This window comes from Rhodococcus sp. R1101, from assembly GCF_000278445.1.
In the GTDB taxonomy this organism is placed as follows: domain Bacteria; phylum Actinomycetota; class Actinomycetes; order Mycobacteriales; family Mycobacteriaceae; genus Rhodococcus; species Rhodococcus gordoniae.
Map to the genome: position 1 here is coordinate 1 of NZ_AJVB01000753.1, position 1,176 is coordinate 1,176.

At 69.3% G+C, this 1,176-nt stretch carries 2 protein-coding genes; one reads left to right on the forward strand and one right to left on the reverse strand.

All coding sequences use genetic code 11. The annotated features are described in order from the left end of the window. A partial coding sequence (locus R1101_RS28550; protein WP_016935678.1) for an ATP-dependent DNA ligase occupies positions 1-661 on the reverse strand: 661 nt, incomplete at its 3' end. 105 nt (positions 662-766) lie between these two features. Here R1101_RS28550 and R1101_RS0123905 point away from each other — a divergent pair. Continuing rightward, positions 767-1,176 (forward strand): SUMF1/EgtB/PvdO family nonheme iron enzyme (locus tag R1101_RS0123905; protein WP_016935679.1); only part of this gene is annotated, 410 nt, incomplete at its 3' end.

Below are 1,176 nucleotides of genomic sequence, written 5' to 3' on the forward strand. Positions count from 1 at the left end.
GATGCCGCCGGCAGCCTTTGCCGGATCCGGGGAGCCACCCGACGACGACCACCTCGGTGTTCCGACGCAGCGGCGTCTTGATCCAGCCGTCGCTACGGGTCCCGGGTAGATACGGTGCGTCCGGGTCCTTGGCGACGATCCCTTCGAGGCCGTGTTCGCGCGCGACCGTGAGCATGGTCGGTGCGTCGACATCGGTCCAGTAGGGCGACAGCTGAACCCGAGGTCCGGGGACGATCAGGTCCTCGAGGACGGCCCGGCGCTCCAGATAGGACAGCTCCGTCGTGGACTCTCCGTCGAGAGCGAGGACGTCGAACAGGTAGATCAGGACCGGTAGCTCGGCACGTAGCTCTTCGGTGGGGCGGTGGACGTGCATCCGGCGCTGCAACCGGGCGAAGGACGGCCGACCCTCGGAATCGAGCGTGACGATCTCGCCGTCGACGATGCAGTCCCGGCCGTCCGTCGCAGTGGTGAGCGGGTGGGGGAGCTCGGGGAAGCTCCGGGTGATGTCGTTGCCGGTGCGGCTGGTCAGCCGGCACTGTCCGTCGGTCACCGTGGCGAGGGTGCGCTGGCCGTCCCATTTCATCTCGAACGCCCAATTCCCGGTCGGCGGCGGACCGAGGGTCGCCAGCATCGGGGACAGTTCCGTCGTCGTGGAGGGCATGTCCCGAGTCTGCGGTACGGGGGCGGGACGGGACCGGTGAATGCGCGGTCTCCTCGCGGCGGTGCGTCCCTCGCGCCCTGACCCGGGCCGTGCGAGGCTGACGTCATGAGGCGTGCTGCGACACAGAACACGACTCTCGTCGCCGGGGGCACGTTCTGGATGGGGTCGGAGGATTTCTATCCGGAGGAGCGACCGGTCCACCAGGTGACGGTCGACGGGTTCTGGATGGACACGCACCCGGTGACCGTCGCCGAGTTCCGGCGCTTCGTGAAGGACACCGGACACGTCACCACCGCGGAGGTCGCGCCGGACCCGGCCGATTATCCCGGCGCCGATCCGTCCCTGCTCGTGCCCGGCTCGCTCGTGTTCACTCCTCCTCCGGGGCCGGTACCGCTCGACGACTACACGAGGTGGTGGTCGTTCGTCCCGGGTGCGGACTGGCGTCATCCCGAAGGCCCGGGGAGCACCGTCGGCGGGCGGGAACGCCATCCCGTCACCCACGTCTCGTGGTTCGA